General features: G+C 74.7%; 24 protein-coding genes. 20 read left to right on the forward strand and 4 right to left on the reverse strand.

Translation table 11 applies throughout. The annotated features are described in order from the left end of the window. The first annotated feature begins 26 nt into the window (after positions 1 to 26). From TK50_RS28045 to atzF, 6 genes are all read left to right on the forward strand, one after another. Positions 27 to 1,355, forward strand: coding sequence for an aromatic ring-hydroxylating dioxygenase subunit alpha (locus TK50_RS28045; protein ID WP_043968464.1), 1,329 nt, complete (start codon positions 27 to 29; stop codon positions 1,353 to 1,355). Continuing rightward, positions 1,348 to 2,874 carry a glutamine synthetase family protein gene (locus TK50_RS28050; protein ID WP_199486159.1) on the forward strand — a complete coding sequence of 509 codons (1,527 nt, stop codon included), beginning with the start codon at positions 1,348 to 1,350 and terminating at the stop codon, positions 2,872 to 2,874. The genes TK50_RS28045 and TK50_RS28050 overlap by 8 nt, the downstream gene beginning before the upstream one ends. A gap of 284 nt (positions 2,875 to 3,158) precedes the next feature. Beyond that, a complete protein-coding gene (locus TK50_RS28055) occupies positions 3,159 to 4,220 on the forward strand; it encodes an extracellular solute-binding protein (protein ID WP_043968466.1) in 1,062 nt (353 codons plus the stop codon). Positions 4,221 to 4,339: 119 nt separating this feature from the next. Next, positions 4,340 to 5,056: an urea amidolyase associated protein UAAP1 gene (locus TK50_RS28060; RefSeq protein ID WP_043968468.1), complete on the forward strand. Its 717-nt coding sequence runs from the start codon at positions 4,340 to 4,342 to the stop codon at positions 5,054 to 5,056. Then, on the forward strand, positions 5,053 to 5,676 hold the full coding sequence (locus TK50_RS28065; RefSeq protein WP_043968469.1) for an urea amidolyase associated protein UAAP2: 624 nt from the start codon (positions 5,053 to 5,055) through the stop codon (positions 5,674 to 5,676). Before TK50_RS28060 ends, TK50_RS28065 begins: the two co-directional genes overlap by 4 nt. Next, entirely contained in the window at positions 5,673 to 7,370 is a 1,698-nt protein-coding gene (atzF, locus tag TK50_RS28070) for an allophanate hydrolase (RefSeq protein ID WP_199486160.1), read from the forward strand. Before TK50_RS28065 ends, atzF begins: the two co-directional genes overlap by 4 nt. A gap of 20 nt (positions 7,371 to 7,390) precedes the next feature. On the opposite strand, the gene TK50_RS28075 is transcribed toward atzF, so the two are convergent. From TK50_RS28075 to TK50_RS28090, 4 genes are all read right to left on the reverse strand, one after another. Continuing rightward, positions 7,391 to 7,990, reverse strand: coding sequence for a DUF5134 domain-containing protein (locus TK50_RS28075; RefSeq protein WP_043968474.1), 600 nt, complete (start codon positions 7,988 to 7,990; stop codon positions 7,391 to 7,393). 205 nt (positions 7,991 to 8,195) lie between these two features. Then, positions 8,196 to 9,023, reverse strand: coding sequence for a hypothetical protein (locus tag TK50_RS28080; RefSeq protein ID WP_082106862.1), 828 nt, complete (start codon positions 9,021 to 9,023; stop codon positions 8,196 to 8,198). Then, positions 9,020 to 10,063: a WxL protein peptidoglycan domain-containing protein gene (locus TK50_RS35525; RefSeq protein WP_043968476.1), complete on the reverse strand. Its 1,044-nt coding sequence runs from the start codon at positions 10,061 to 10,063 to the stop codon at positions 9,020 to 9,022. The genes TK50_RS28080 and TK50_RS35525 overlap by 4 nt, the downstream gene beginning before the upstream one ends. A gap of 68 nt (positions 10,064 to 10,131) precedes the next feature. Further along, on the reverse strand, positions 10,132 to 11,640 hold the full coding sequence (locus TK50_RS28090; protein ID WP_043968478.1) for an HtaA domain-containing protein: 1,509 nt from the start codon (positions 11,638 to 11,640) through the stop codon (positions 10,132 to 10,134). Positions 11,641 to 11,833: 193 nt separating this feature from the next. On the opposite strand from TK50_RS28090, the gene TK50_RS28095 reads away from it, so the two are divergent. The 14 genes from TK50_RS28095 to TK50_RS28160 all read left to right on the forward strand — a co-directional run bounded on the left by TK50_RS28095 (position 11,834) and on the right by TK50_RS28160 (position 24,480). After that, the gene (locus TK50_RS28095; RefSeq protein ID WP_043968480.1) at positions 11,834 to 12,667 is read left to right on the forward strand and encodes a hypothetical protein; all 834 of its coding nucleotides are present in this window, start codon (positions 11,834 to 11,836) and stop codon (positions 12,665 to 12,667) included. After that, positions 12,664 to 13,719 (forward strand): heme/hemin ABC transporter substrate-binding protein, encoded by a 1,056-nt coding sequence (locus tag TK50_RS28100; protein WP_241774135.1) that lies wholly within the window; start codon positions 12,664 to 12,666, stop codon positions 13,717 to 13,719. Before TK50_RS28095 ends, TK50_RS28100 begins: the two co-directional genes overlap by 4 nt. Further along, positions 13,716 to 14,813, forward strand: coding sequence for a FecCD family ABC transporter permease (locus tag TK50_RS28105; protein ID WP_241774136.1), 1,098 nt, complete (start codon positions 13,716 to 13,718; stop codon positions 14,811 to 14,813). Before TK50_RS28100 ends, TK50_RS28105 begins: the two co-directional genes overlap by 4 nt. Then, on the forward strand, positions 14,810 to 15,730 hold the full coding sequence (locus tag TK50_RS35250; protein ID WP_229405992.1) for a heme ABC transporter ATP-binding protein: 921 nt from the start codon (positions 14,810 to 14,812) through the stop codon (positions 15,728 to 15,730). The genes TK50_RS28105 and TK50_RS35250 overlap by 4 nt, the downstream gene beginning before the upstream one ends. Beyond that, positions 15,731 to 16,411 carry a biliverdin-producing heme oxygenase gene (locus TK50_RS35255; RefSeq protein ID WP_043968483.1) on the forward strand — a complete coding sequence of 227 codons (681 nt, stop codon included), beginning with the start codon at positions 15,731 to 15,733 and terminating at the stop codon, positions 16,409 to 16,411. It begins immediately after the preceding gene. Then, a complete protein-coding gene (locus TK50_RS28120; protein ID WP_241774137.1) occupies positions 16,408 to 16,779 on the forward strand; it encodes a DUF2470 domain-containing protein in 372 nt (123 codons plus the stop codon). The genes TK50_RS35255 and TK50_RS28120 overlap by 4 nt, the downstream gene beginning before the upstream one ends. Before the next feature lie 129 nt (positions 16,780 to 16,908). After that, positions 16,909 to 18,921, forward strand: a complete 2,013-nt coding sequence (locus tag TK50_RS28125) for an oxidoreductase (protein WP_043968484.1) — start codon at positions 16,909 to 16,911, stop codon at positions 18,919 to 18,921. Positions 18,922 to 19,015: 94 nt separating this feature from the next. Then, positions 19,016 to 20,092 (forward strand): class I SAM-dependent methyltransferase, encoded by a 1,077-nt coding sequence (locus tag TK50_RS28130; protein WP_043968486.1) that lies wholly within the window; start codon positions 19,016 to 19,018, stop codon positions 20,090 to 20,092. After that, complete coding sequence (locus TK50_RS28135; RefSeq protein ID WP_043968488.1) at positions 20,092 to 20,403, forward strand: hypothetical protein; 312 nt, start codon at positions 20,092 to 20,094, stop codon at positions 20,401 to 20,403. Before TK50_RS28130 ends, TK50_RS28135 begins: the two co-directional genes overlap by 1 nt. Beyond that, positions 20,403 to 20,786, forward strand: coding sequence for a nuclear transport factor 2 family protein (locus tag TK50_RS28140; protein WP_043968490.1), 384 nt, complete (start codon positions 20,403 to 20,405; stop codon positions 20,784 to 20,786). Before TK50_RS28135 ends, TK50_RS28140 begins: the two co-directional genes overlap by 1 nt. Positions 20,787 to 20,912: 126 nt before the next feature. Continuing rightward, a complete protein-coding gene (locus TK50_RS28145; protein ID WP_043968491.1) occupies positions 20,913 to 22,025 on the forward strand; it encodes an ABC transporter substrate-binding protein in 1,113 nt (370 codons plus the stop codon). A 26-nt stretch (positions 22,026 to 22,051) separates the two neighbouring features. Then, a complete protein-coding gene (locus TK50_RS28150; RefSeq protein ID WP_199486161.1) occupies positions 22,052 to 22,876 on the forward strand; it encodes an ABC transporter ATP-binding protein in 825 nt (274 codons plus the stop codon). Positions 22,877 to 22,888: 12 nt separating this feature from the next. Further along, positions 22,889 to 23,743, forward strand: a complete 855-nt coding sequence (locus TK50_RS28155; protein WP_043968492.1) for an ABC transporter permease — start codon at positions 22,889 to 22,891, stop codon at positions 23,741 to 23,743. Next, entirely contained in the window at positions 23,740 to 24,480 is a 741-nt protein-coding gene (locus tag TK50_RS28160) for an SDR family NAD(P)-dependent oxidoreductase (RefSeq protein WP_043968494.1), read from the forward strand. Before TK50_RS28155 ends, TK50_RS28160 begins: the two co-directional genes overlap by 4 nt. The last annotated feature ends 14 nt before the right edge of the window (positions 24,481 to 24,494 follow it).

The following is a 24,494-nucleotide window of genomic DNA, read 5'->3' on the forward strand; positions in this document are numbered from 1 at the left end:
CCATTCCCCAACCGCGGAGGTAAGCAGTGCTGCGACAGGCAGACAACGAGAAGCTCACCCGGACCGGGCCCGGCACCCCGCTGGGCGGCCTCATGCGGGCCTACTGGCAGCCGGCCGCGCTGGTGTCGGAGATGCCCGACGACCGCCCGGTCAAGGCGATCCGGATGTTCGGCGAGGACCTGGTGCTGTTCCGGCGCGCCGACGGCTGGGGGCTGATCAGCCGCTTCTGCGCCCACCGCGGGGTCGACCTCTCCTACGGCCGGCTGGAGGACGGCGGGCTGCGCTGCCTCTACCACGGCTGGCTCTACGACGCGCAGGGACGCTGCGTGGAGCAGCCCGCCGAGCCCCCGCACAGCCAGTTCCTCGACAAGATCCGGATCGCCAACTACCCGTGCGTGGAGCGCAACGGCATCGTCTTCGCCTACCTGGGGGCCGGCGACCCGCCGCCCTTCCCGGCGTACGACTGCTTCACCGCGCCCGACGAGTACACGTTCGCCTTCAAGGGGCTGTGGGAGTGCAACTGGCTGCAGGGGCTGGAGGGCGGCATCGACCCGAGCCACGTCTCCTTCCTGCACCGGTTCGTCGGCGAGGACCCCCGCGACGTCTACGGCCAGCAGTTCAGCGAGGAGGTCGAGGGCACCGGCACCAAGCTGTCGAAGCTGGTCGGCGACCACTACCGCCCCGACATCGAGGTGGAGAGCGCCGAGCACGGGCTGCGGGTCTTCGCGATCCGCCAGCTCACCGAGCAGCTCAAGCACGTCCGGGTGACCAACCTGCTGTTCCCCAACGCCTTCGTGGTGCCGTTCGGCAACGACAAGGTCTTCACCCAGTGGCACGTGCCGATCGACGACGAGAACCACCACTGGTTCATGATCTTCTACGACTTCGCCGAGCGGACCGACAAGGAGACGCTGCTGCGCCAGCGGCTGGAGAACGTCTCCCTGCCCGACTACCGCCCGCTGCGCAACCGGTCGAACAACTGGGGATTCGACCCGGCCGAGCAGCGCGACCTCACGTACACGGGGATGGGGCTCGACATCAACGTCCACGACCAGTGGGCGGTGGAGAGCATGGGCCGCATCCAGGACCGGACCGTGGAGCGGCTCGGCGTGTCCGACCGCGCCGTCACCGCCAACCGGCGGCTGCTGCTGCGCGCGATCGACGCCTTCCAGGCCGGCGGCGCGCTGCCCGCGCACCCGCTCGACGAGGCGGAGGCGGCCGGGCTGGTCGGCCCGCTGGCCGTCGACATGGTCTCGCCCAGCGAGGGCTGGCAGGAGCGGTGGCGGGAGAAGGAGGCCGAACGCCGCAGCCGGTCGCCGTGGCACCGGCCGCAGCCGGAGGTGGCCGGTGCGTAACGCCGACGAGCGCGACGTCTCCGCCGGTGGCGGCGGGGCCAGCGCCCGACCGATGCTGGCCCAGGACCGGGGCGGCTTCGTCGACCGGCACGACCTGTGGTCCGAGGGGCAGTACGCCGCCGCCGCGCAGATGCGCCGGGTGATCGACGAACTCGGCATCGAGATGATCCGCTTCGGCTTCGTCGACCAGCACGGGATCGTCCGGGGCAAGACCATCGCCCGGTCCGCGGTCGCCGCGGTCATGCGTTCGGGCCTGACCGCCCCCAGCTCGCTGCTGCTCAAGGACACCTCGGGCAAGTCGGTCTTCCCGGTGTTCGCCGCCGACACCGGGGTCGGCGTCGCCGGCTTCGCCGGTGCCGGCGACATCGTCCTCGTGCCGGACCCGACCTCCTTCCGGGTCGTGCCGTGGGCCGAGCGCACCGGGTGGGTCCTGTGCGACGTCCGCTTCCCGGACGGCTCGCCGGTGCCCTTCTGCACCCGCAGCCTGCTGCGGGACCAGCTGGGCGCGCTGGCCGGGCGCGGCTACGGGATGACCGTCGGCGCCGAGCTGGAGTTCCACGTCTTCCGCGCGGCCGGCGCGGGGCTCACCGGTGACCGGGTCGGCCGGCCCGGCGCGCCCGGCGCGGCCGCCCCGGTCGGTCCGACGACGCCCGGCGCGCAACTCCTGCACGAGGAGGCGCTCGACGGCCTCGACGCGCTGGTGCAGGCGCTCTACACCGGGCTGACCTCGCTCGACCTGCCGCTGCGCTCGATCGAGCTGGAGTTCGGGCCGAGCCAGCTGGAGCTGACCATGGCGGCGGCCGACGCCGCGACGACCGCCGACGCGGTGGTGGTGTGCCGCAGCGCGGTGCGCCAGATCGCCCGGCGGCACGGCTTCCACGCGACGTTCATGTCCCGGCCGCAGGGGGCCGAGACGGCCTCCACCGGCTGGCACCTGCACCAGTCGCTGACCGACCTGCGCACCGGCCGGGCCGCGTTCGTGCCCGACGCCGACGACGCCGGGCCCCTGTCGGCGACCGGCCGGGCCTACCTGGAGGGGCTCCTGCGCCACGCCGCCGCGGCGGCGGCGTTCACCACGCCGACGGTCAACGGCTACAAGCGCTACCAGAGCCACTCGCTGGCCCCGGACCGGGTCGCCTGGGGGGTGGACAACAAGGGGGCCATGGTGCGGGCCGTCGGCGGCCCGGGTGACCCGGCCACCCGGCTGGAGAACCGCTCCGGGGAGCCGGCGGCCAACCCCTACCTCTACATCGCCGCGCAGGCGGTCAGCGGCCTCGACGGCATCACCCGCGACCTGGAGCTGCGGCCGCCGACCACGAACCCGTACGACGCCGCCGCGCCGCCGCTGCCCCGCTCGCTCGGCGAGGCGGTGGCCGCGCTGGAGGCCGACGGGGTGTTCCGGGCGGCGCTGGGCGACGTGGTGGTCGACTGGTACGCCCGCCTCAAGCGGGCCGAGTACGAGCGCTACCTGCTGCACGTCTCGGACTGGGAGCAGCGGGAGTACTTCGGGCTGTTCTGACTGTGCCCGGCCTGGCGGTGTCTGGCGGCCCCGGTCCGGCTGTGCTGCCGGCTCCGGTCCGTTGGCGCGGCCGACGGCGTCGCTGCGACGCCGCTGAGCTGGGCACGAAACACGTCCGTAGCCGTAGCGAGACCCGAGTTTAATGGATGCACATCTTGAGTTCGGGATCCAATCGGGTGTTCAATGGATCCACGGCGGCGGGGTGCCGGTGCGACAGCTGAACAAGCCACACCAAAGCACATGGAGGAACCTTGCGCATACTCCTGGTCCAGCCGGGTCGGCGAATGCGGGCGGCGCTTGTCGCCGGGGCAGCGCTGGCCCTCGTACTCAGCGGATGCTCGTCGGGCGGCTCCGACGACTCCGGCGACGCCTCGGGCTCCGGGTCGGACGGCCTGAGCGGTCAGGTCGTCTGGGCCGACTTCGGCGGCCCCACCAACAAGGCCCGGTACGGCACCTACTTCGACGACTTCACCAAGGACACCGGCGTCAAGGTCATCTCCGAGGTGGAGAGCGACGCCATCGCGAACACGATGCTCACCGGCGGCAAGGGCGCGTACGACGCGATCCATGTCGGCCTGGACACCGTCTACCAGAACAAGGCCAACATCGCCCGGCTCGACGACTCGGTCGGGCGCGACACCAACCTGCCCGAGAACATCCGCGATTACGCCTTCGGCACCTTCCTGGTCGGCCACGTCCAGGCGTACCTGACCGCGACCTTCCCCAACGGCGGGCCGAAGAACTGGGCCGACTTCTGGGACGTCGCGAAGTTCCCCGGCAAGCGGGGCTGGATGGGCAGCCCGGGCAGCTACGACGGGGCCTGTGAGATCGCCCTGCTGGCCTCCGGCGTCACCCCGGACAAGCTGTACCCGCTCGACCTGGACCGCTGCACCAAGAAGCTCGACGAGCTGCGGCCGAACATGGTCTTCTACACCTCGTACCCGCAGATCCAGCAGCTGCTGACCTCCAAGACCGCCGCGGTCGTGGCCGGCCCGTCCGGTCAGGCGGTCGCCCTCAAGAACCAGGGCGTGGACGTCACCATCTCGTTCGACCAGGCGCTCATCGCGCCCAACGTGATGGCCATCCCGGCCAGCGCGCCCAACATGAAGAACATCCAGGCGCTGGCCAAGGTCTTCAACGACCCGGAACGCCAGGCGGCGTTCGCCAAGCTGACCGGCTACGGCCCCGGCAACCCCGACGCGTTCAAGTACATGGACGCCGAGACCAAGGCGAAGGTCGTCAACGCCCCCGAGCACACCACGGTCGTCCCGTGGAACTCCGAGGAGCGGGCGAAGGTGAGCGACGAACTGCTGGCCTGGTACACGAAGTGGCTCGCAGGCAAGTGACCGACCGACCGGTGGGGCCCTGATCGCGGGCCCCACCGGCGTCGCCGGCCCGTCGACCAGAGAGGAAGTGACATGGACGTCGGACATCCCGTCCGCAGGGTCCGCGCGGCGGTGGCCGCGTGAGCGACCCCGGCGGCCACCGGCACGACGTGCCCGGCGGCGCCGCCTGGTCCCTCACCCTCGCCCGCGGCAGCACCCTGCGCCTGGAGGCGCTGGGCGCCGACGCGGTCGCCAGCATGCTGCTGTACGCGGCGGACGACCGGTGGGAACGGCTCAACGTGCCGGACACGCTGAAGGCGCAGATGTCGGCGCGGATCCACCCGCCGATGGTCCTGATGTCGGACATGGGCAGGGCGCTGGCCTCGGTGACCGGCTCCTCGTCGGACTGGCACGACGCGATCACCGGCCACAGCGTCGACGCCGACCTGGCCCGGTTCGGCCCGTCGGACTACGGGCGCGACCGCAACGGGTGGCGGCGCAGCGCCCGCAGCCTGCTGCTCGACGAGCTGTACGCGCACGGCCTCGGCGAGCGGGACCTGCACGCCACCGTCAACTGGTTCGTCAAGGTGCGCCCCGGCGGCGACGAGCGCGGCACCCTCGGCTATGTGCCCGGGCACACCACGGCCGGTGACTGGGTGTGCCTGCGGGCCGAGCAGGACCTGTTGGTGGTGTTCGCCACCGCCCCGCACCCGCTGGACCCGGTGGCGCACTGGCGGCCGGCCGGCGTACGGGCCGTGGTCGCCCCCGGCGCGCCCGCGCCCGCCGACGACCCCAGCCGGTCGTTCCGGGCCGAGTCCGCCCGGGCGCTGGCCGCCGCCGAGCGGAGCGCACGATGAGCGACACGGGGGACCCAGAGGTCCTGTTCGACGTGACCGTCGCGGCCGGCGACGGCTGGCTCGGCGAGATCCCGGCCGGCGGCCGGCTGCGCATCGTCGACCTGCACGGCAACCAGGCCGTGGACACCCTGCTGTACGACGCGCGGGACACCGCCAACCGGTACAGCGCCGTGGACACCGTCCGCGCCCAGGGCTCGGCGTACCTGACCACCGGCTCGGTGCTGCGCAGCGTGCGCCTCGACCCGCTGGCCACGATCGTCGACGACACCTGCGGCCGGCACGACACCCTCGGCGGCGCGTGCGCCAAGGAGAGCAACGTCGTGCGCTACGGCGAACACACCCGCCACCAGCACGCCTGCCGGAGCACGTTCCTGCGCTACGCCGTGGCCGGCGGGCTGGACAAGCGCGACCTCACCCACAACATCAACTTCTTCATGAACGTGCCGCTGACCGAGGCCGGCGGGCTCACCTTCGAAGACGGCGTCTCCGCCCCCGGCAAGCACGTCGAACTCCGCGCGGAGCGCGACATTCTGGTGCTGGTCAGCAACTGTCCACAGGTGAACAACCCGTGCAACGGCTACGACCCGACGCCGGTGCGGCTGCTCGGGTGGGCGTCGTGACGCCGCCACCGGAGCCCGCCGCCGGCCTGCCGTCCGCCGCCCCGGCCCCGGCCGACGTGGACCCCGACCAGCCGGTCTGGATCACCCGCTTCGCCCCGGAGGCGGTGGCGCGGTTCGCCGCCGAGGCGCCCGACGGGCCGCTGGCCGGCGTCCGGTTCGCCGTCAAGGACAACCTGGACGTCGCCGGCTACCCGACCACGGCGGCCTGCCCCGACCTGGCCGACCGGCCGGCGGCCACGTCCGCCACCGCCGTACGTCGCCTGGTGGCGGCCGGCGCGGCCCCGGCCGGCAAGACCAACATGGACCAGTTCGCCACCGGCCTCGTCGGCACCCGCAGCCCGTACGGCGCCTGCCACAGCGTCCACAGCCCGGCGCACGTCAGCGGCGGAAGCAGCTCCGGCAGCGCCGTCGCGGTGGCATCCGGCCTGGTGCCGCTGGCGCTGGGCACCGACACGGCCGGCTCCGGCCGGGTGCCGGCCGCGTTCAACGGCCTCGTCGGGCTCAAGCCGACCCGTGGGCTGGTCTCCACCCGTGGGCTGCTGCCGGCCTGCCGGTCGCTGGACTGCGTCACCACGTTCACCCGCACGGTGGCCGGGGCCGCGTCCGCCCTCGACGTGCTGGCCTGGGCCGACCCCGACGACCCGTGGTCGCGACCGGCTCCGCCCGCCCCGCCGCCCGGCGTGGCCACCCGGATGCGTACGGTCGCGGTGCCCGCCGGTGACCTGGACCTCGACCCGCCCCACCGGGCGGCCTGGGCGGCGGCGCTGCGCCGGCTCGACACGGTGGCCGCCCAGGTGGTGCCCGTCGACGTCGGCCCGTTCCTGGCCGCCGCCGCCCTGCTCTACGGCGGACCGTGGGTCGCCGAGCGGTGGGCCGGGTTCGGGACGCACCTGTCCGGTGCCGGCGTGGACCCGACCGTCCGGCGCATCGTGACACCCGGCCGGGACGTCGCCGGCCCCGACGTGTTCGCCGCGCTGGACCGGCTCGCCGCGCTGCGCCGAGCCACCGAACAGGTCTGGCTGGACGTGGACGCCCTGCTGCTGCCGGTCACTCCGGGGCACCCCACCCTCGCGGAGGTCGCCGCCGACCCGGTCGGCGTCAACAGCCGGCTCGGCACGTACACCAACTTCGTCAACCTGCTGGACCTGTGCGCGGTGGCCGTGCCGGCCGGAACCCGGGCCGACGGCCTGCCCTTCGGGGTGCAGTTCGTCGCGCCGGCCTTCGCGGACCTGCCGCTGCTCGACCTGGCCGCCCGCTGGTGCGGCGAGCCGCCGCGCACGGTGGACGCGCCGTCGCCGGGGACCGCGCTGGTCGCGGTCGCCGGGGCGCACCTGACCGGGATGCCGCTCAACCCGCAGCTCGTCGCGCTCGGCGGGCGGCTGCACGCCCGGGCCCGCACCGCCCCCGGGTACCGGCTCTACCGGCTGCCCGGCCCCGGGGTCGCCCGGCCCGGCCTGGTGTTCACCGGCGACGGACCCGACGGCGGCATCGCCGTCGAGGTGTGGCAGTTGCCGCAGCAGGCGGTCGGCGCGCTGCTGGGCAGCATCCCGCCGCCGCTCGGGCTCGGGCCGGTCGGCCTGGACGACGGCACGACCGTGACCGGCTTCTTGGCCAGCGAACACGGGGTACGCGACGCCCGGGACGTCAGCGCCGCCGGTGGATGGCGGGCCGCGCTGCGGGCGGACCGGGCCTGACCGCCTCCGCCGGGCCAGCCTCACACCATCGCCAGCAGCATCAGCCCCATCACCGCCCCCATCGTGGCGTGACAGAGGCCCTCCACCCGCACGGTGGGACCGGCCGGGGACGCGACCGCCCCGGCCTGGTCCGGCCACCGCGGCGTCAGCCGCAAGCCGCGACCGGCCCACCAGCCGGCGGTGAGCAGCAGGTATCCGCCCAGGGCGAGGCTGACCACCGAAGGCCACCAGGGTGGCCCCGCCGGGCCGCCGTGATGGCCCCCGCCCCCGGGGTGCCCGTTCGGCCAGGCCATCCAGGCCATCGCCGCCATGGAGACCGCGAAGTACCAGGTGACCGCCCGGGACCCGTGCGGCAGCCGGCCCGGCGAACGGGCGGCGAGCACCACGAACCACAGGGCGGCCGGCGCGAACACGGCCACCCACATCGCCCCGGGCACCGCGACCGTCCACACCATCGCCGTCATCGCCACCGCCATGAGCAGGTGCGCGGCGTCGCAGCCGCGGTGCCGGGCGGGGCGTGCCGGCCCGCCGCCGGCCGCCGGCCGCAGGAGCCGGGACGCGAAGTAGGGGGCCACGACGGCCAGCGCGAGCGTCATCGGCCAGCGCAGCGCTTCGCTCATCGGCGGGCGGTCCCTTCATCCGGCAGGGCGGGGGACAGTCAGGAAGGACGTCCGCCCGGGACCGTCGTGCCAACCGTCGTGGCCGCGCCCGGGACGGGTGCCGGGCGTGCGGTGCGCCGGGCTCTCCGACAGCCTTTCACCTCCCGCCCGCATTGGGAAGAGGCGAGTGACGCCGTCGGGACGGCACCCGAGCTGCGGAAACGGGTCACCGCGACGGTGTCCGGCCGCCCCGTCGGGCGAGCAGCAGCGCCGCCGTGAGGACCGCCGCGGCCACCGGCAGGCCCCAGGGCCGCCGGGCGGCCTGCACCGTGAACGCGACCGGGCGGCCGGGCACCTCGATCCGGCCGTCGATCTCGAACCTCCCGTACGGGGCCGCGCCCGTGGGCACCGTGATCAGGTAGTCGCGGGTCGCCCCGGCGGCGACGGTGCCGATCGCCGGGGCGGCCACGATGGTCCGGGCCCGGCCGGGCGGCCCGACGAGCAGCGTGAACGGCGGGTCGGTCACGTCCTCGGTGCCGGGATTGCGCAGGGTGAACCGCACGGCCAGCTCACCCGGCAGGCCGAACCACCCGCCCGGTCCGGACCGGTCGTCGGCGCGCAACGCGTCCAGGGCCAGCGCGGCCGGGACGCCCGGCGCGGCGGGCGGCGCGTCCACCCCGGTCAGCGGCAGGTCGGCGGTGGCGGCGGCCGTGCCGGTCGCCGTCCGGACGCGCAGCACGCAGGGGCAGGCCACCGGCGGGGCGGCCAGCAGCAGCGGCAGCCGGGCACGGCCGGACGGCGGCACCTGGGCGTGCGTGGCGTCGCCCGTCGCGCAGTCCAGCGCCCCGCGCCGGGCGGCGTTGCCGCACACCTCGGCCTGCACCGTGCCGGCGGGCCAGCCGTCGAGGCCGACCAGCACCCGCTGCCCGACGCGCAGCGGCCCGGCGGGCAGGGTGACGCCGGGCCCGTCCTCGGTGGCCCCGACCGCCCCGGGTGCCAGCGCCAGGGCCGCGACCAGGGCCAGCGGGGCGGTGGCGCGGGTCCGGGCGGTCATGCCGTCGCCCGGCCGGCGTCCACGGTGGCCCGCCCACCGTCGCCGGGGGCGCGGCGACGCCGCCACCACCGCAGCCCGCCCCAGCCGCCGGCGACCGCGAGCAGCGCCAGCGGCACCCACGGCGGGGCCCAGACCCCGGCGGAGCGCAGCACCGGTGGCAGGGCGGTGTCCGTGGTGGTCGCCGCGAGGTCGACCTCGGCGGTCAGCCGCAGCAGCGGGGGTACGCCGGTGATCCGCTCGGTGACGGTGAAGGTGCCCCCGGGCAGCAGCTCCGGCAGGTCGGTGGGGGAGGTGCGGGCCTGTTCCCAGCCGAAGGGCCCGGCGACGCGCACCGTGCCGCTGCCGGTGACCCGGACGTTGCCGGTGTTGCGCACCCGGTAGCGGACCACGAGGTCGCCGCCGGCGAACGGGTCGACCGGGTTGTCGTACGAGACGTCGACCGACTCGACGGTGACGGCGGGGCGGACCGGGCCGGTGACCCGCAGGTGGACCCGGGCGGCGAGGCGCTGGTCGACCAGGACCCGCTGCCCGTCGGCGGTGGTCCGGGCGCGGGCCACCGCGCCGATCACCCCGCCGGCGTGGTCGCCCGGGGTGGCGTCGGCCGGCACGGCGAGGCGGAACGGGATGTCGACCCGTTCGCCGGGCGGCACCGTCCAGGCCCGTCGCTCGAACCGGATCCACGAGCCCACGTCGGTGGCGGGCTGGTCGGCCGGCAGCAGCGCGAACGCGCCGTCGGCGGTGGTGTACGCGTCGGTGCCGTACACGTCGAAGGTGAGCGGGCGGTCGCCGAGGTTGGTGATGCCGACGTGGTCGGTCAGGGTGCTGCCCGGGGCCAGGTCGTAGATGAAGTAGTTGCGCCCGGTCGGTCCCTTGGCGCTGGACGGCTGCACCGCCCACCGGGCCGCGCCGGTGCGGTCGGCGCCGCCGGCGCTCGGTGACGGGGTGGGCGCGGCGTCGGCCGGCGCGGGCAGGGCCGCCGCCGCGAGCAGCGCGGCGGCGAGCGCGACGCTCGCCCGGGAAAGGGCGGTGGGCAGGGGCATGCCGGGCTCCGCATGTGGTCGGGCCGGTGGGACGGGCGCGGAGCCCGTCCCACCGGGTGGTGCCGTGATCAGGAGAGGGTGAGCGTCAGGACCGCGGTGTAGTCGCCCGCCGGGGCGGACGCCGGGATCCCGAGGTTGAGCTGGGCGCCGCAGCCGAAGGTGCCGTTGCTCGCGCCGCTGGCCGAGGTGCACAGCGCGCGCGCCGTGCCCAGGCCGGCCCCGGGCGCGGCGGTCGCGCCCGGGGTGACCACGCCGGGGGCGCCGGCGAGGCCGTCGGTGACGACGGACGCGCTCGGCACCCAGCCGAGGTTGTCCGCGTCGATGCTGCCGCCGCCGGCCGAGGTGAAGTCGGAGACCTGCCCGACCAGGCTCCAGCCGGCGTTGGTGCCGCGCAGGTCGGCCACCGTGGCGGTGTTCAGCGCCCCGCTGGCGACCTGCCCGTTGCTGACCGCCGGCAGCGCGACCGTGGAGCCGGCCACGCCGAGGGTCAGCGCGCCGCCGGTGACGGTGGCGGTGATCTGCTGGTCGGCGTCGCCGCCGCCCACCGGGGTGCTGCGGAACGTGACCGGGGTGAAGGTGTCCTGGCTCCGGTCGGCCGAGCCGCGGGCGGCGAAGGTGATCACGTAGCACTGCACCTGAGTGCAGTCGACCTGCGCGCCGGTGCGGTCGGTGTAGACCGCGCTGATCGGCAGGGTGGTGCGGAACGTGCCGTCGGCCTGGAGCCGGTCGCGGGCCTCCGTCGGCTCGTTCGTCTTGTTCACCCACTTGGTGACCTGGAGGACGCCGGCGTTCGTCCAGTGCTCGTCGACCTTCGGGCCGAACGAGACGTAGACGCCCGCCGCCCCGTTGGCCTCCGGGTCGAAGCCGCTGCCCTCGACCGTGATCGTCGCCCCGGCCGGGTCGACGCCGGTGGACGGGCTGACGGCGACCGCCGGGCCGGCCGGCTCGCCGCCGCCACCGGTGGAGAAGGTGAACGACAGCGGGTCGAGCGCCGCGCCGGCCGCGTAGAAGCCGTTGAACGCGCTGGCGCCCTCGGCGGTCAGCGTCGCCGCCAGGTCGGTCGCGGTCACCGTGCCGCCGCTGCCGCCCGGGTTGGCCCCGGTGACGGCGATGGTGGCGATGGTGGCCTGGCGGACCGAGACGGGCTCGGCGGCGGTGGTGGCCAGGTCGACGTCCGCCTTCAGGGCGGCGGTGCCGCCGGAGACGGCGACCGTCGGGTTGGCCAGGGTGATGGTGAACATGTGCGCCGGGTACGAGAAGACCACCGTCCCGCCGTACTCGGCGTTGATGGCGCCCGTGCCGGCGTCGTACGTGCCGCCCTTCGCGGGGAAGGTGAACGTGCCGTCGCTGTTGATGCTGGCCCCGTTGCTCGCCGCGATCGGCGGGTTGCCGTTGCCGGTGTTGACGTAGCTGCGGAACGACGACTTGAAGCCCCAGGTGAGGCTGCCGGTGCTGATGTCGGCCCCGGCCGCCGAGGCGGGTGCGGTGCCGACGAGTGCGGCCGAGGCACCGAGGAGGGCGACCGCCGCCCACCGCAGCGACCGCCACCGGCCGGCACCGGTTCTGGATCGGACCATGCTGTTCCTTTCTCACGCCCAATACGGACAGTGGTTGAGGTTAGGCAAACCTAACTGTCGCGGCACAGGGGCGAGGGGTCGAAGATCTTGGCCCGAAGAACCCCTTGTGAACTGGGGAAGTGTCGCTTAGGTTAGGCAAACCTTAGTCACGGTCGGTGCGTCAGCCGGCCGGACCCGTCATGTGGGGAGCCTGATGCGAGCACTGCGTCGCGCCGTCCTGACCGCAACACTGATCACCCTCGGTGTCGCCGCCGGCGCGGTGCCGGCCCACGCCGGAACCGGACGAGGGGCCGGCGGTCAGGCGCTCACCGTCACGCCCAGCAGCGGCATCGCCCGCTCGGGCGCGAGCGTCACCGTCTCCGGCACCGGCTACGACGTCACCAAGGGCATCTACGTCGCCTACTGCGTGGATAACGGCGCCGGTGCCGCGCCCAGCCCGTGCGGCGGCGGCGCCGACACCACCGGGAGCACCGGCGCCTCGCACTGGATCTCCTCCAACCCACCCTCCTACGGGGAGGGACTGGCCGTGCCGTACGGAGCGGGCGGGTCGTTCCGGGTCACCCTCACCGTCGGCACCCGCATCGGCGACGTGGACTGCACCGTCCGCCGGTGCGTGGTGGCCACCCGCGCCGACCACACCCGCCCCGCCGACCGGTCCCAGGACGTCCGGGTGCCGATCACCTTCGCCGCCGCGGCCACCCCGGCCCGTACCGGCGCCGCGCCGGCCACCACCGGGACCGCCGGCACGGGCGGCACCGGGCCCGCCGCGCGCGCCACCGCCCCGCCGGCCGCCACCACGGCCGCCGCCCCGGTCACCGCCGCGCCCGCCGGCAGCGCGGCACCGGCCGCCACCGGCGCCGACGCGGTCGCCGCCCCGGGCGGCACCGCCGACCCCGCCGCCCAGGTCACCCGGGTCAGCGCCGCCTCCGGCACCGGCGGCTGGTGGCTCGCCGCGCTGGTCCTGCCCCTGCTCGGGCTGACGCTGCTCGCCGGCCTGCGCCGCCGTCGGCGAAAGGCCACCCCGTGACCCGCCGTGCCGGGACCCACCACGCCATCGCGCCCGTCCGGGGCCTTGCGCCGCTGGCCGCCCTGCTGCTGCTCACCGGCACCCTGGCCGGCTGCACCGGCGCGGCGGCCGGCGGCGGAACCCCCTCGGCCACCTCCTGCGGCCCGGTCACCGCCGCCCTGCCCGACACCGACGTCACCCCGCTTCACCCCGCGCCGACCCCGGCCCTGCCGGTCACCGTCGCCTCCGCCGACGGCGTCGCCACCACGGTCACCGACGCGACGCGGATCCTGCCGGTCAACCTCTACGGCTCGATCGCCGAGATCGTGTTCAGCCTCGGGCTCGGCGGCAACGTCGTCGGCCGGGACACCTCGACCACCTTCCCGGCCGCCGCCCACCTGCCCGTGGTCACCCCCGCCGGGCACGACCTGTCCGCCGAGGCGGTGCTCGCCCTCGCCCCCACCGTGGTCCTCGCCGACGACAGCATCGGCCCACCCGAGACGCTGCGCCAGCTGCGCGCCGCCGGCATCCCCGTCGTCCTCGTCGCCGCCGAGCAGACCCTCGACGCCGTACCCGCGCACGTGCGGGCGATCGCCGCCGCGCTCGGCGTCGGCGAGGCCGGCGAGCGGCTCGTCGCCCGGGTCCAGGACGAGATCGCCGCCGCCCGCGACGGCGTGCCCGACGGCGCGTCGCCCCGCGTCGCCTTCCTCTACCTGCGCGGCACCGCCGGGGTCTACCTGATCGGCGGCCGGGGCGCCGGCTCCGACACGATGATCGAGGCGGCCGGCGGGGTGGACGCCGGCACCGCGATCGGCTTGGCGAAGTTCCGGCCGCTGACCAGCGAGGGCCTGATCAACGCGGCCCCCGACGTGATCCTGGTGATGAGCGGTGGGCTGGCGTCCGTCGGCGGCGTCGACGGCCTGCTCGCGCTCCCCGGGGTGGCGCAGACCCCCGCCGGGGCCACCCGCCGGATCGTCGACATGGACGACGGCGTCCTGCTCACCTTCGGCACCCGCTCCGGCCGGGTCGTGCGGGCCCTGGCCGACGCGCTGCACTGCCGGGACCGGACGTGACCGCCACCGACACCCCACCGGCCACCGTGGACGCCGCGCCGCAGGACGCCCGGCCCGGCGGGACCCGACGCGCTGCCCTCCTGCTCGCCGGGCTCACCGCCGGCCTGCTGCTGGTCGCCCTGCTCGCCGCCGGCCGGGGGCAGGTGGCAATCGCCCCGGCGGAGGTGCTCGGCTCGGTGCTGCACCGGCTCGGCCTCGACGTCGGCCCCCGACCCGCCGCCCCGCACGGCGAGAGCGCGCTGTGGCTCGTCCGCTTCCCCCGGGTGGCGCTCGCCGCCGTGGTCGGCGCGGCGCTCGGCTGCTCCGGGGCGGTGATGCAGGGCGTCTTCGGCAACCCGCTGGCCGAACCCGGCGTCATCGGCGTCTCCGCGGGCGCGGCCCTCGGCGCGGCCCTGGCCATCGTCACCGGCGTCACCGTCCTCGGTGGCTGGACGGTGCCGGCCGCCGCGTTCGCCGGCGGGCTCGCCACCACCTGGCTGGTCTACACCCTCGCCCGCTCCGGTGGCCGGACCGAGGTGGTCACCCTCGTGCTCACCGGCGTCGCCGTCAACGCCGTCGCCGGTGCCGCGATCGGGCTGCTGATGTTCGTCGCCGACGAGTCCGGCGTGCAGGCCATCGCGTTCTGGAACCTCGGCAGCCTCGCCCAGGCGAGCTGGTCGGCCGTCGGGCTGGCCGCCCCCTGCCTCGCGGTCGGCCTGGCCGCCACCCTCGCCGACGCCCGCCGGCTCGACCTGCTCGCCCTCGGCGAACGGTCCGCCCGCCACCTCGGCGTCGACGTGGAACGGCTGCGCGTGCGGATGATCGTGGTGACCGCGCTGCTCGGCGCTGCCGCGGTCGCCTTCACCGGCATCATCAGCTTCATCGGCCTGGTCGTGCCGCACCTGGTGCGGATGGTCGCCGGCCCCGGGCACCGGCTGCTGCTGCCGGCCAGCGCGCTCGGCGGCGCGATCGTGGTCGTCGCCGCCGACCTCGCCGCCCGCACCCTGGTCGACTACCAGGAACTGCCGCTGGGGGTGCTCACCGCGGTCGTCGGCGGGCCCGCGTTCTTCTGGCTGCTGCGGCGCACCCGGGACCGCGCGGGAGGCTGGGCGTGACCGGGCCCGGGAACCCGACCCCCTCCGGCGGCGCAGGACTCCCGCGTGGGCGAGCGCGGCTGCGCGTGCTCGCCCGGCGGTCGGCACCGCAGCCGCCGGCCCCGGCGACGCCGGGCAGCACCCGGATCCGGGTCGCCGGGCTGCGGGTCGAACGCGCCGGCCGGCCGGTCCTCGACGGCGTCGACCTCGCCGTCCGCGCCGGTGAGGTGCACGCCCTGGTCGGCCCCAACGGCGCCGGCAAGTCCACCCTGCTGGCCGCCGCCAGCGGCGACCTCCCGGCCGCGGCCGGGACCGTTGAGGTCGACGGCCGCCCCCTCGGCGGGTGGTCGGCCGTGGAACTGGCGATGCGCCGGGCGGTGCTGACCCAGCGGCACACCCTGAGCTTCCCGTTCGCCGTGGTCGACGTCGTCCGGATGGGGCGCGCGCCCTGGACCGGGCGGCCCGAACAGGCGCACGACGACGCGATCGTCGCCGAGAGCATGCGGCGTTGCGACGTGATCCGGTTCGCCGCCCGGCCGTTCCCCACCCTCTCCGGCGGCGAGCAGGCCCGCGCGGCGTTGGCCCGGGCGCTGGCGCAGCGGGCCGGGGTGCTGCTGCTCGACGAGCCGACCGCCGCCCTCGACCTGCACCACCAGGAGCTGGTCATGCGGATCGCCCGCGACCGCGCCGAGGCCGGGGACGCCGTCGTGGTGGTGCTGCACGACCTCGCCCTGGCCGGGGCGTACGCCGACCGGATGACCCTGCTCGCCGACGGGCGGGTACGGGCCACCGGGGCGCCGGCCGCCGTCCTGACCGCACCCCTGCTCAGCGAGGTCTACCGGCACGACATCGAGGTCGTGCCGCACCCGCGTACCCGCCTGCCGCTGGTCGTGCCCCGCCGGGGCCCGGCCCACCGCACCGCCGTTCCGGAGGAATAGATGAGCACGCCACCCATCCCGTTCTCGGCCCGGCTGCGGGCCGCCAGCCAGGGGGCCCACGCCGCCGCCGAGAGTCAGCGCTACGTCACGGCGCTGGTCGCCGGCGACGTGGACCTCGCCGGCTACGTCGACCTCGTGGTGCAGCACCACGCCCTGTACCAGGCGTTGGAGTCGGCCGCCGAGGCGATGCGCGACGACCCGCTCGCCGGGCCGTTCGTCGACGACGCGTTGACCCGGCTGCCCGCGCTGGAGGCGGACCTGACCCATCTGGTCGGGCCGGACTGGGCGCGGCGGAGCGCAGTGCATCCCGCGACGCTGGCCTACGCCGACCGGATCCGCGCCGTCGCCACCACGTCCCCGGAGCGCTTCGTCGCCCACCACTACACCCGCTACCTCGGCGACCTCTCCGGCGGTCGGCACATCGGCCGGGCCGTCGCCCGGCGATACGGGCTGAGCGGGCAGGCGGGGGCCGGCTTCTACGCGTTCGACCGGATCACCCGGCCGAAGGCGTACAAGGACGCCTACCGGGCGCGGCTGGACGCCCTGCCGCTCGACCCGGCGGCCGAGGTGGCCCTGCTGGAGGAGGTGCTGCTGGCGTACCGGCACAACACGGCGGTCTTCGCCGCGCTGGCCCGGCACGTGCCCGACGCCGACCCCGGGGCGACGGAGGCCGTGGCGTGACCGGCCGGCCGGACCGACCCGCGTCTCACGGTGCCGGGCAGCCGTTCGACGCCGACACCGTGCGCGCGGTCTGCCGGCACATGAACGCCGACCACGCCGACGACTCGCTGCTGATCTGCCGCACCCTCGGCGGCTGCCCGGACGCCACCCGGGCGCGGGCGACCGGGCTGGACGCCGACGGCATGGACTTCGCCGTCGCCGTCGCCGGCATCGAGGTGCCGGTGCGGATCCCGTTCGCCCGCCGGATCAGCGAGCGGGCCGAGATCCGCCAGGAGGTCGTCCGGATGTACGAGCAGGCGTGCGACGCGCTCGGCGTGCCGCCCCGTTCGGCTGAGAGAAACAGCAGGTCAAGGCAGGGTCTCAAGTGAAGTTACTGACTGGTAAGTCATTGACGGGAGATGAACGACAGCCCTAGCGTTCCTCTTGTTCGAACGGCGTACGGTTCACCCGAACGGTCTGCGGTCGGGGGTCGGTAGGTCCAGACAGGAGGCCCGCGCATGGTCGACGAGAAGCTGCGGCAGCTCCTCTCGCCAGTCCGCATCGCCTCGCTGACCCTGCGCAACCGGGTCTTCGTCCCGGGTCACACCACGAACTTCGGCCTGCACAACGAGCCCACGGCCCGACTCGCCGCCTACCACGCCGAGCGCGCCCGCGGCGGCGCCGGGCTGATCATCACCGAGGCGATCCGGGTGCACCCCACCAGCGCCGGACGCAGCATCAGCCTCGGCGCCTTCACCGACGCGTGCGTCCCGGCGTACCAGCGGGTCACCGACGCCGTGCACGAGCACGGCGCGCGGATCTTCGCCCAGATCATGCACGCCGGCCGGCAGGCCAACGGCGACGCCACCCGCACCGCCGCCTGGTCCTCCTCCCCGGTGGCGTGGGCCGCCGGGGCGCACGTGCCGCACGCCATGGGCCGGCGCGACCTGGCCACCGTCGTCGACGCGTTCGCCACCGCCGCCCGCCGGATGTGGCGGGCCGGCTTCGACGGGCTGGAGGTCCACGCCGGACACGGGCACCTGCTCCAGCAGTTCCTCTCCCCGCACACCAACCGCCGCGACGACGACTACGGCGGCGGCCTGGCCAACCGGATGCGGCTCACCCGGGAGGTGCTCGACGCCGTCCACGCCGCCACCGACCTGCCGGTCGGGCTGCGGATCAGCGCCGACGAGTTCCTCCCCGGTGGACTCGACCCCGACGCGATGGTGGAGATCGTCGCCCGGCTGCGCGCCGACCACCCGCTGGCCTACGTCCACGTCAGCCACTCCGCCTACCACGGCAGCTGGTCGCTGGCCACCCAGATGGCCGACATGAGCTTCGGGCACGCGCCCTTCCGCCACCACGCCGCCCGGTTCTCCCGGGAGTTCCCCGACCTGCCGGTGCTGGCGGTCTGCCGGCTGGACAGCCTGCCGGAGGCGGCCGAACTGATCGCGGCGGGCGAGGCGGACCTGGTCGGCCTCGCCCGCCCGCACATCGCCGACCCGCACCTGGTCCGCAAGGCCGCCGAGGGCCGGCAGCACGAGACCCGCTCCTGCCTGGCCTGCAACCAGGGCTGCATCGCCCGCGTCGAGGCCAGCCTGCCGATCACCTGCGTGGTCAACCCCGAGGTCGGCGCCGAACGGGAGTGGGCCTCGGCCCGGCGTCGGCCCGTGCCAGCCCGTCGGGTGCTGGTGGTCGACGGCGGCCCGGCCGGCCTGGCCGCCGCCACCGCCGCCCGCCGCGCCGGGCACCGGGTCACCCTCGCCGAGGCGGCTGACGACCTCGGCGGCCAGGTCCGCGTCGCGGCCCGGGTGCCCGGCCGGGAACGGCTCGGCCTGCTCACCCGCGACCTCGCCGCCGAGGCCCACGCCGCCGGCGTCGAGATCCTCCTCGGCCACCGCGTCACCGCCGCCGGGGTACGCGCCGGCGGCTACGACGACGTGGTGGTGGCCACCGGTTCCCGCCCTGCCCGCTGCGCCCTGCCCGGCGGGCCACCCGTGCTCGACCTGTGGCAGGCGGTCGACCTGCTCGACGCACCCGGTGCCGGCACCGGCGCGTACGTCGTCCTCGACGACGACGGCACCTGGGCAGCGTCCTCCGTCGCCGAGGCGCTGGCCCGGCGGGGCGCCCGGGTGCACCTGGTCTCCCCGACGGCGAGCCTCGCCGCCCGGATCACCACCTACTCCCGACTGGCGCTGCTGCGGCGCTTCACCGAACTCGGTGTCGTCGTCCATCCACTGCGGACCCCCCGCGTGGTGGGCGGCGACACGATCGCCCTGACCGGCCCACTGGCCGGCGCCGACGTTACCGTCGCCGGCGTCACCGCCGTCGTCGACGCCGGAGCGCCGGCCGCCGACGACACCCTGTTCCGCCACCTGGACGCGGCACCCGACGGACCCCGGATCCACCTCGTCGGTGACGCCAACGCACCCCGCACCACGCTGGAGGCGGTGTACGAGGGCCGGTTCGCCGGCGCGTTCCTCGGCCGCCACGACAGCCCCGACGCCGCCGCGGTGGCCCTCGCCTACTGACCACGTCGGTGGCGGACCCCCGCCGGCACCGACCCGAGCATCCCCTCACCGAGCCGCCCGCCTCACCGGGCCGGCGCGACGCAAGGAGATCCGCATGCTGGACATCGAGGATCGACTCACCCTGGACGAACGCTCCGCCGTGGACTTCGTCCTCGGCCTGCGCAAGCGCTGGGCGGACACCGTCTACCCCGCCCTGACGCGGGAGTACGCCGCCACCGGCGAACCGGCGGACACCATCGCCGACGCCGGCGCGACCCTGCGCGACCTGCCGCTCTACCCGTGGTTCAGCCACCTGGAGCGGGTGCAGCAGAAGATGCTGTGGAAGACCGCCGGGGAGGCCGTCCTGGGCCGCCGCGACCAGCTGGCCGCCCAGCTCGCCGAGGTGCCGGCGCAGCCGCTCGGCGCGCTCACCCTCGACCCCGACGTGGACCTGCCCGCCTGGTACACCGACTACGACATCCACATCCAGCCGGGCGGCTTCTTCTCCGACGACATGTCCGCCTACGTCTACGAGTTCGGCGCGCGCATCGTCATGCTGCGCGACAACGACGGCTACAAGTTCCACCGGCTGTTCACCGAGACCGCGCTGCCGGACCTGCCGGGGGCCACCCGGGTCGTCGACATCGGCTGCGGGTTCGGCAAGAGCACCCGCCCGCTGGTCGGCCGCTACCCGTCGGCGCAGGTCATCGGCGTCGACCTGGCCGCGCCCGGGCTGCGCCTGGCGCACGTCGAGGCCGAGGCGCAGGGGTTGGCCATCGACTACCGGCAGGCCGACGGGCGGGCCACCGGCCTCGACGACGCCTCCTGCGACGTGGTCACCGGCACGATGGTCCTGCACGAGATGCCCGCCGAGGCGATCCGGGAGACGATCGTCGAGGCGGCGCGCCTGCTCAAGCCCGGGGGCGCGCTGCGCTTCCTGGAGTTCCAGCTCACCGGCGACCCGCTGCGCGACGCCACCGTCTACGAGCACGCCGAGCGCAACAACGAGCCGTTCTTCCACGCGCTGTTCGGCTCCGACCTGCTCGCCGTCTGCGCCGAGGCCGGCCTGGTCGACGCGAGCTGGACCCCGTTCGACGAGCGCCGCGACGGCGTACGCCCCGAGGGCTGGGGCGACCGGGTCGAGTGGCACTTCCCCTGGGCCGTGCTGGCCGCGACGAAGCCGGAGGCGTGATGAGCACCGAGTTCGACTACTTCGGCGACCCCCGCTTCGGCAAGCTGCTCGACCTGGTGCTGCAGCTCTCCACCGAGCTGCACGTCGACCGGCAGCGGCTGCGGGCGCTGGAGCAGCTGCTCGTCCGCCGCGACGTGCTCGGTCCCGGCGACCTCGACGGCTTCACCGCCGACGCCGACGGGCAGGCCGTGCTCGACCGGGAACGCGACCTGCTGCTGACCCGGCTGATGCGCATCCTCACCGAGCAGGGCCCGGCCGAGCACCCGCTGCGCGACCAGTGGGAAGCGGCCCTCAGCGGCAAGAGCGGCTGATGGACGCCGCCCGGCTGGTCGACCACTACCTGCAACTCTGCGAGGACCGCGACCTCGACCGGGCCGGCCGACTGCTCGCCCCGGGGGCGCTGATCGTCTTTCCCGGCGGGCGTCGCTTCGCCACCCTGCCCGAGCTGGCGTCGGCGTCGAGGGGCACCTACCGGTGGGTGCGCAAGCACCGTGACCGGTACCTGGTCGGTGCCGCCGCCGACGGCGTCTCGGTGACCTCCCTCGGCCGCCTGTACGGGCAGTGGCCCGACGGCGAGCCGTTCGACGGGATCCGCTACGCCGACGTGTTCGTCCTGCGCGACGGGCTGATCGTCGAGCAGCACGTCTACAACGACCTCGCCATCGCCGTGGCGTCGCGGGACCCGTCCCGCTGACCCTCCCCGGGCCGCCCGGCCCACCGGCCGCACCACGGCCGGCATCACCGAACCGTCCCACCCGCCGCGTGGATCCCGCGCGGCCGATCTTCCCTACCCAAAGAACCCTGAGGACGAGGTGTCGATATGAAGCAGAAGTGGGGTGTGCTGCCGGCGGTGTTGGTCGCCGCGCTGGCCCTGGCCGGATGTGGGGGCTCCGGCGACGACGCGGCGGCCGAGGAGGGGGCGCCGACGAAGCTGACCTTCGCCATCGCCTCCGCGGTCATCGGTCCCAAGGAGGAGGTGGCCGTCTACGCGGTGGCCAAGGAGCTCGGCTACTTCGCGGAGGAGAAGCTCACCGTCGAGACGATCAACACCGACGGCTCCGTCGCCGCCCTGCAGGCCGTCGCCTCGGGCAGCGCCGACCTGACCGCCGCCGACAGCGGTTCCATCCTCGGCGCGGTCGAAAAGAACGTGCCGGTCAAGGCCATCGGCGGCCTGGTGCAGAACTGGCCGTGGGTGATGGCGGTGAAGCCGGACAGCACGCTCACCGGCGGCGCCGACCTCAAGGGCAAGAAGATCGGCGTGATCAGCCTGGCCTCCGGCTCCGCGCCGTACGCCCGGGCCTTCGTCGCCGCCGCCGGCCTCGACCCGGCCAAGGACGTGGAGCTGCTGCCGGTCGGCGTCGGCGCGCCGGCCGCCGCCGCGCTCAACGACGGCAAGGTCGACATGCTGGCGCTCTACACGCAGGCGTACGCGGTGATCGAGAACTCCGGGATCACGCTCAAGTACCTCGACAACCCCGACGCCTTCGACGGCATCCGGTCGCTGAGCTTCGCCGTCGGCGCCCGCAAGCTCGACGACAACAAGGACGTCTACACCCGGTTCCTGCGGGCGGCGTACAAGGCGATGCTCTTCTCCGCGAAGAACCCGGAGGCCGCCATGCGGATCGGCTACCAGGTGTTCCCGCAGATCCTCGCCGGCAAGCAGGCCGCCGACCAGTTGCCGGCTGACACCCGCAGCCTCACCGCCTGGCTGAAGACCGCCACCCCGGCGTCGGGCACGCCCGACCAGTTCGGCGACTGGGGCGCGATCAGCGACCAGGAGTGGACCAAGACCCAGGCGTACACCAAGGAGGCCGGCCAGATCACCGGGGACGTGCAGCTCGGCGACGTGTGGGAGCCGGGCCTGCTCGCCGGGGCCAACGACTTCGACAAGGCCGCGGTGCTCGACAAGGCCGCCAACTACCCCGCCAAGTAGCGGCAGCGGACGCGGAAGGGAATTCGATGGCCATCAAGGCGATGGGTCGCCGGACGCAGCAGCCGGCAACGGTGTCGGAGGACTCCTGGATCGAGGTCGCCGGGCTGGACAAGCAGTACCGGCCGCGCCGGTCGGCACCGACCCAGGCCCTGCACGACATCAACCTGACCGTACGCCGCGGCGAGTTCATCTCGGTCGTTGGCCCGTCGGGTTGCGGCAAGACCACCCTGCTCAAGATCCTCGCCGGGTTGAGCCCGAAGACGGCCGGCACGGTGCGGATCGCCGGCACCGAGGTGGCCCGCCCCCTCCGCGAGGTCGGGATGGTGTTCCAGGCTCCCACGCTGCTGCCCTGGCGCACCATCTTCGACAACGTCATGGTGCCGGCGGAGATCCAGAAGCTGGATCCCGCCCGGCACCGGGCCCGTGCCCAGGAGCTGCTGGACATGGTGGGCCTGACCGGCTTCGAGCGGAAGTACCCGCACGAGCTCAGCGGCGGCATGCAGCAGCGCGCCGGCATCTGCCGGGCGCTGGTGCACGACCCCGCCGTCCTGCTGATGGACGAGCCGTTCGGCGCGCTCGACGCGATGACCCGCGAGTACATGAACGTCGAGCTGCTGCGCATCTGGCGGGAGAGCGGACAGACCGCGGTGCTGGTCACCCACTCCATCCCGGAGGCGGTCTTCCTCTCCGACCGGGTGGTGGTGCTCAGCCCCCGCCCAGGCCGGATCGCCGAGATCCTCACCATCGACCTGGACCGGCCCCGCGACCTGGGCGTCATGTCCTCCGACCGGGCCGGCGTCTACGTCGAACGCATCCGCCGCCACTTCAACGCCGCCGGCGTCATCGACTGAGGAGGTGCCGCCATGACCGACACCGAGGTAGTGGACACCACGGCCCCGGCCCCGGCCCCGGGGCCGACGGCCACCCGGCGACGCCGGGTCGACCTGCGCGAACGCCCCCAGCTCTGGCTCGTCCCCACGGTCTTCGTCGTGGTCGTGCTCGCCTGGGAGTACGGCACTCGGCTGCTGGACGTCGACGAGTACGTGCTGCCCCGCCCCTCCCAGATCGTCGAGGCGCTGCACCGGCAGCTCACCGACGAGCAGTTCTGGGGCCACTTCTGGGTCACCACCCAGGAGGCGCTGCTCGGCTTCGCCATCGGCGTCGGCGCGGCCGTGCTACTGGGCACCTTCATCTCCCAGATCAAGGTGGTCGAGGCCACCCTGATGCCGTACATCGTGGCGTTCCAGACCGTGCCGAAGGTCGCCCTCGCGCCGCTGTTCGTGCTCTGGTTCGGCTTCGGGCTCACCAGCAAGGTGGTCATGGCCGCCGTCATCTCGTTCTTCCCGATGCTGGTCAACGTCATCGAGGGGCTGCGGGCCGCTGACGCCGACCGGATCCAGATGCTCACCGTATTCGGGGCCAGCCGGGCGCAGATCTTCCGGATGGTGCGGCTGCCCAGCGCGCTGCCGTTCATCTTCGCCGGCCTGGACATCGGCATCGTCTTCGCCATCCTCGGCGCGGTCGTCGGCGAGTTCATCGGCGCGAAGGAGGGCCTGGGCTACCTGCTGCTGCAGACCAACTACAACTTCGACATCGCCGGCATGTTCGCCGTGCTGGTGGTGCTGTCGGTGATGGGCCTGCTCGCGCACTTCGTCATCCGGCTGTTGCAGCGTCGGCTCGCCTTCTGGGCCGAGGACACCAAGGTGATCGGCGCATGACCGCCCCCGGCGACGTCAACCGCTTCGACGGCCGGGTCGCCCTGGTCACCGGCGCGGCGCGGGGCATCGGCGCGCGGATCGCCGCCACCCTCGCGGCCCGGGGCGCGGTCGTCGCCCACGCCGACCTGGCCGACGTCGACGACCCCGGCGGGCCGCACAGCCGCCACCGGGTCGACATTCGCTCGGCGCGCTCCTGCGCGGGCCTGGTCGCCGGGGTCATCGACCGGCACGGCCGGCTCGACCTGCTGGTCAACAACGCCGGCGTGGTCCGCCGGGGGCCGGCGGCCACGATGACCGAGGAGGACTTCACCACGGTCCTGGACGTCAACCTCACCGGCACGTTCCGGATGTGCCAGGCGGCGTACCCGGCGCTGCGCGCCGCCCGGGGCGCCGTGGTGAACCTCGGCTCCACCAACGGGCAGATCGCCGTGCTGAACACCGTCGGCTACTGCGTCAGCAAGGCCGGCGTGCTGCACCTGACCCGGGTGCTGGCCCTGGAGTGGGCGCGCGACGCCATCCGGGTCAACGCGGTCGGCCCGACCATCGTCCCCACCGACATGACCACCGACGTGCGCGGCGACGCCGCGTACCTCGCCGAGAAGCTGGCCACCATCCCGCTCGGACGGATGGCGCACCCCGACGACGTCGCCAACGCCGTCGCCTACCTGCTCAGCGACGCCGCCGCGATGGTCACCGGCCAGACCGTCTTCGTCGACGGCGGCGTCACCATCCACTGAGCCACGCGGAGGAA

The organism is Micromonospora haikouensis (genome assembly GCF_000876225.1).
Classification (GTDB): domain Bacteria; phylum Actinomycetota; class Actinomycetes; order Mycobacteriales; family Micromonosporaceae; genus Micromonospora; species Micromonospora haikouensis.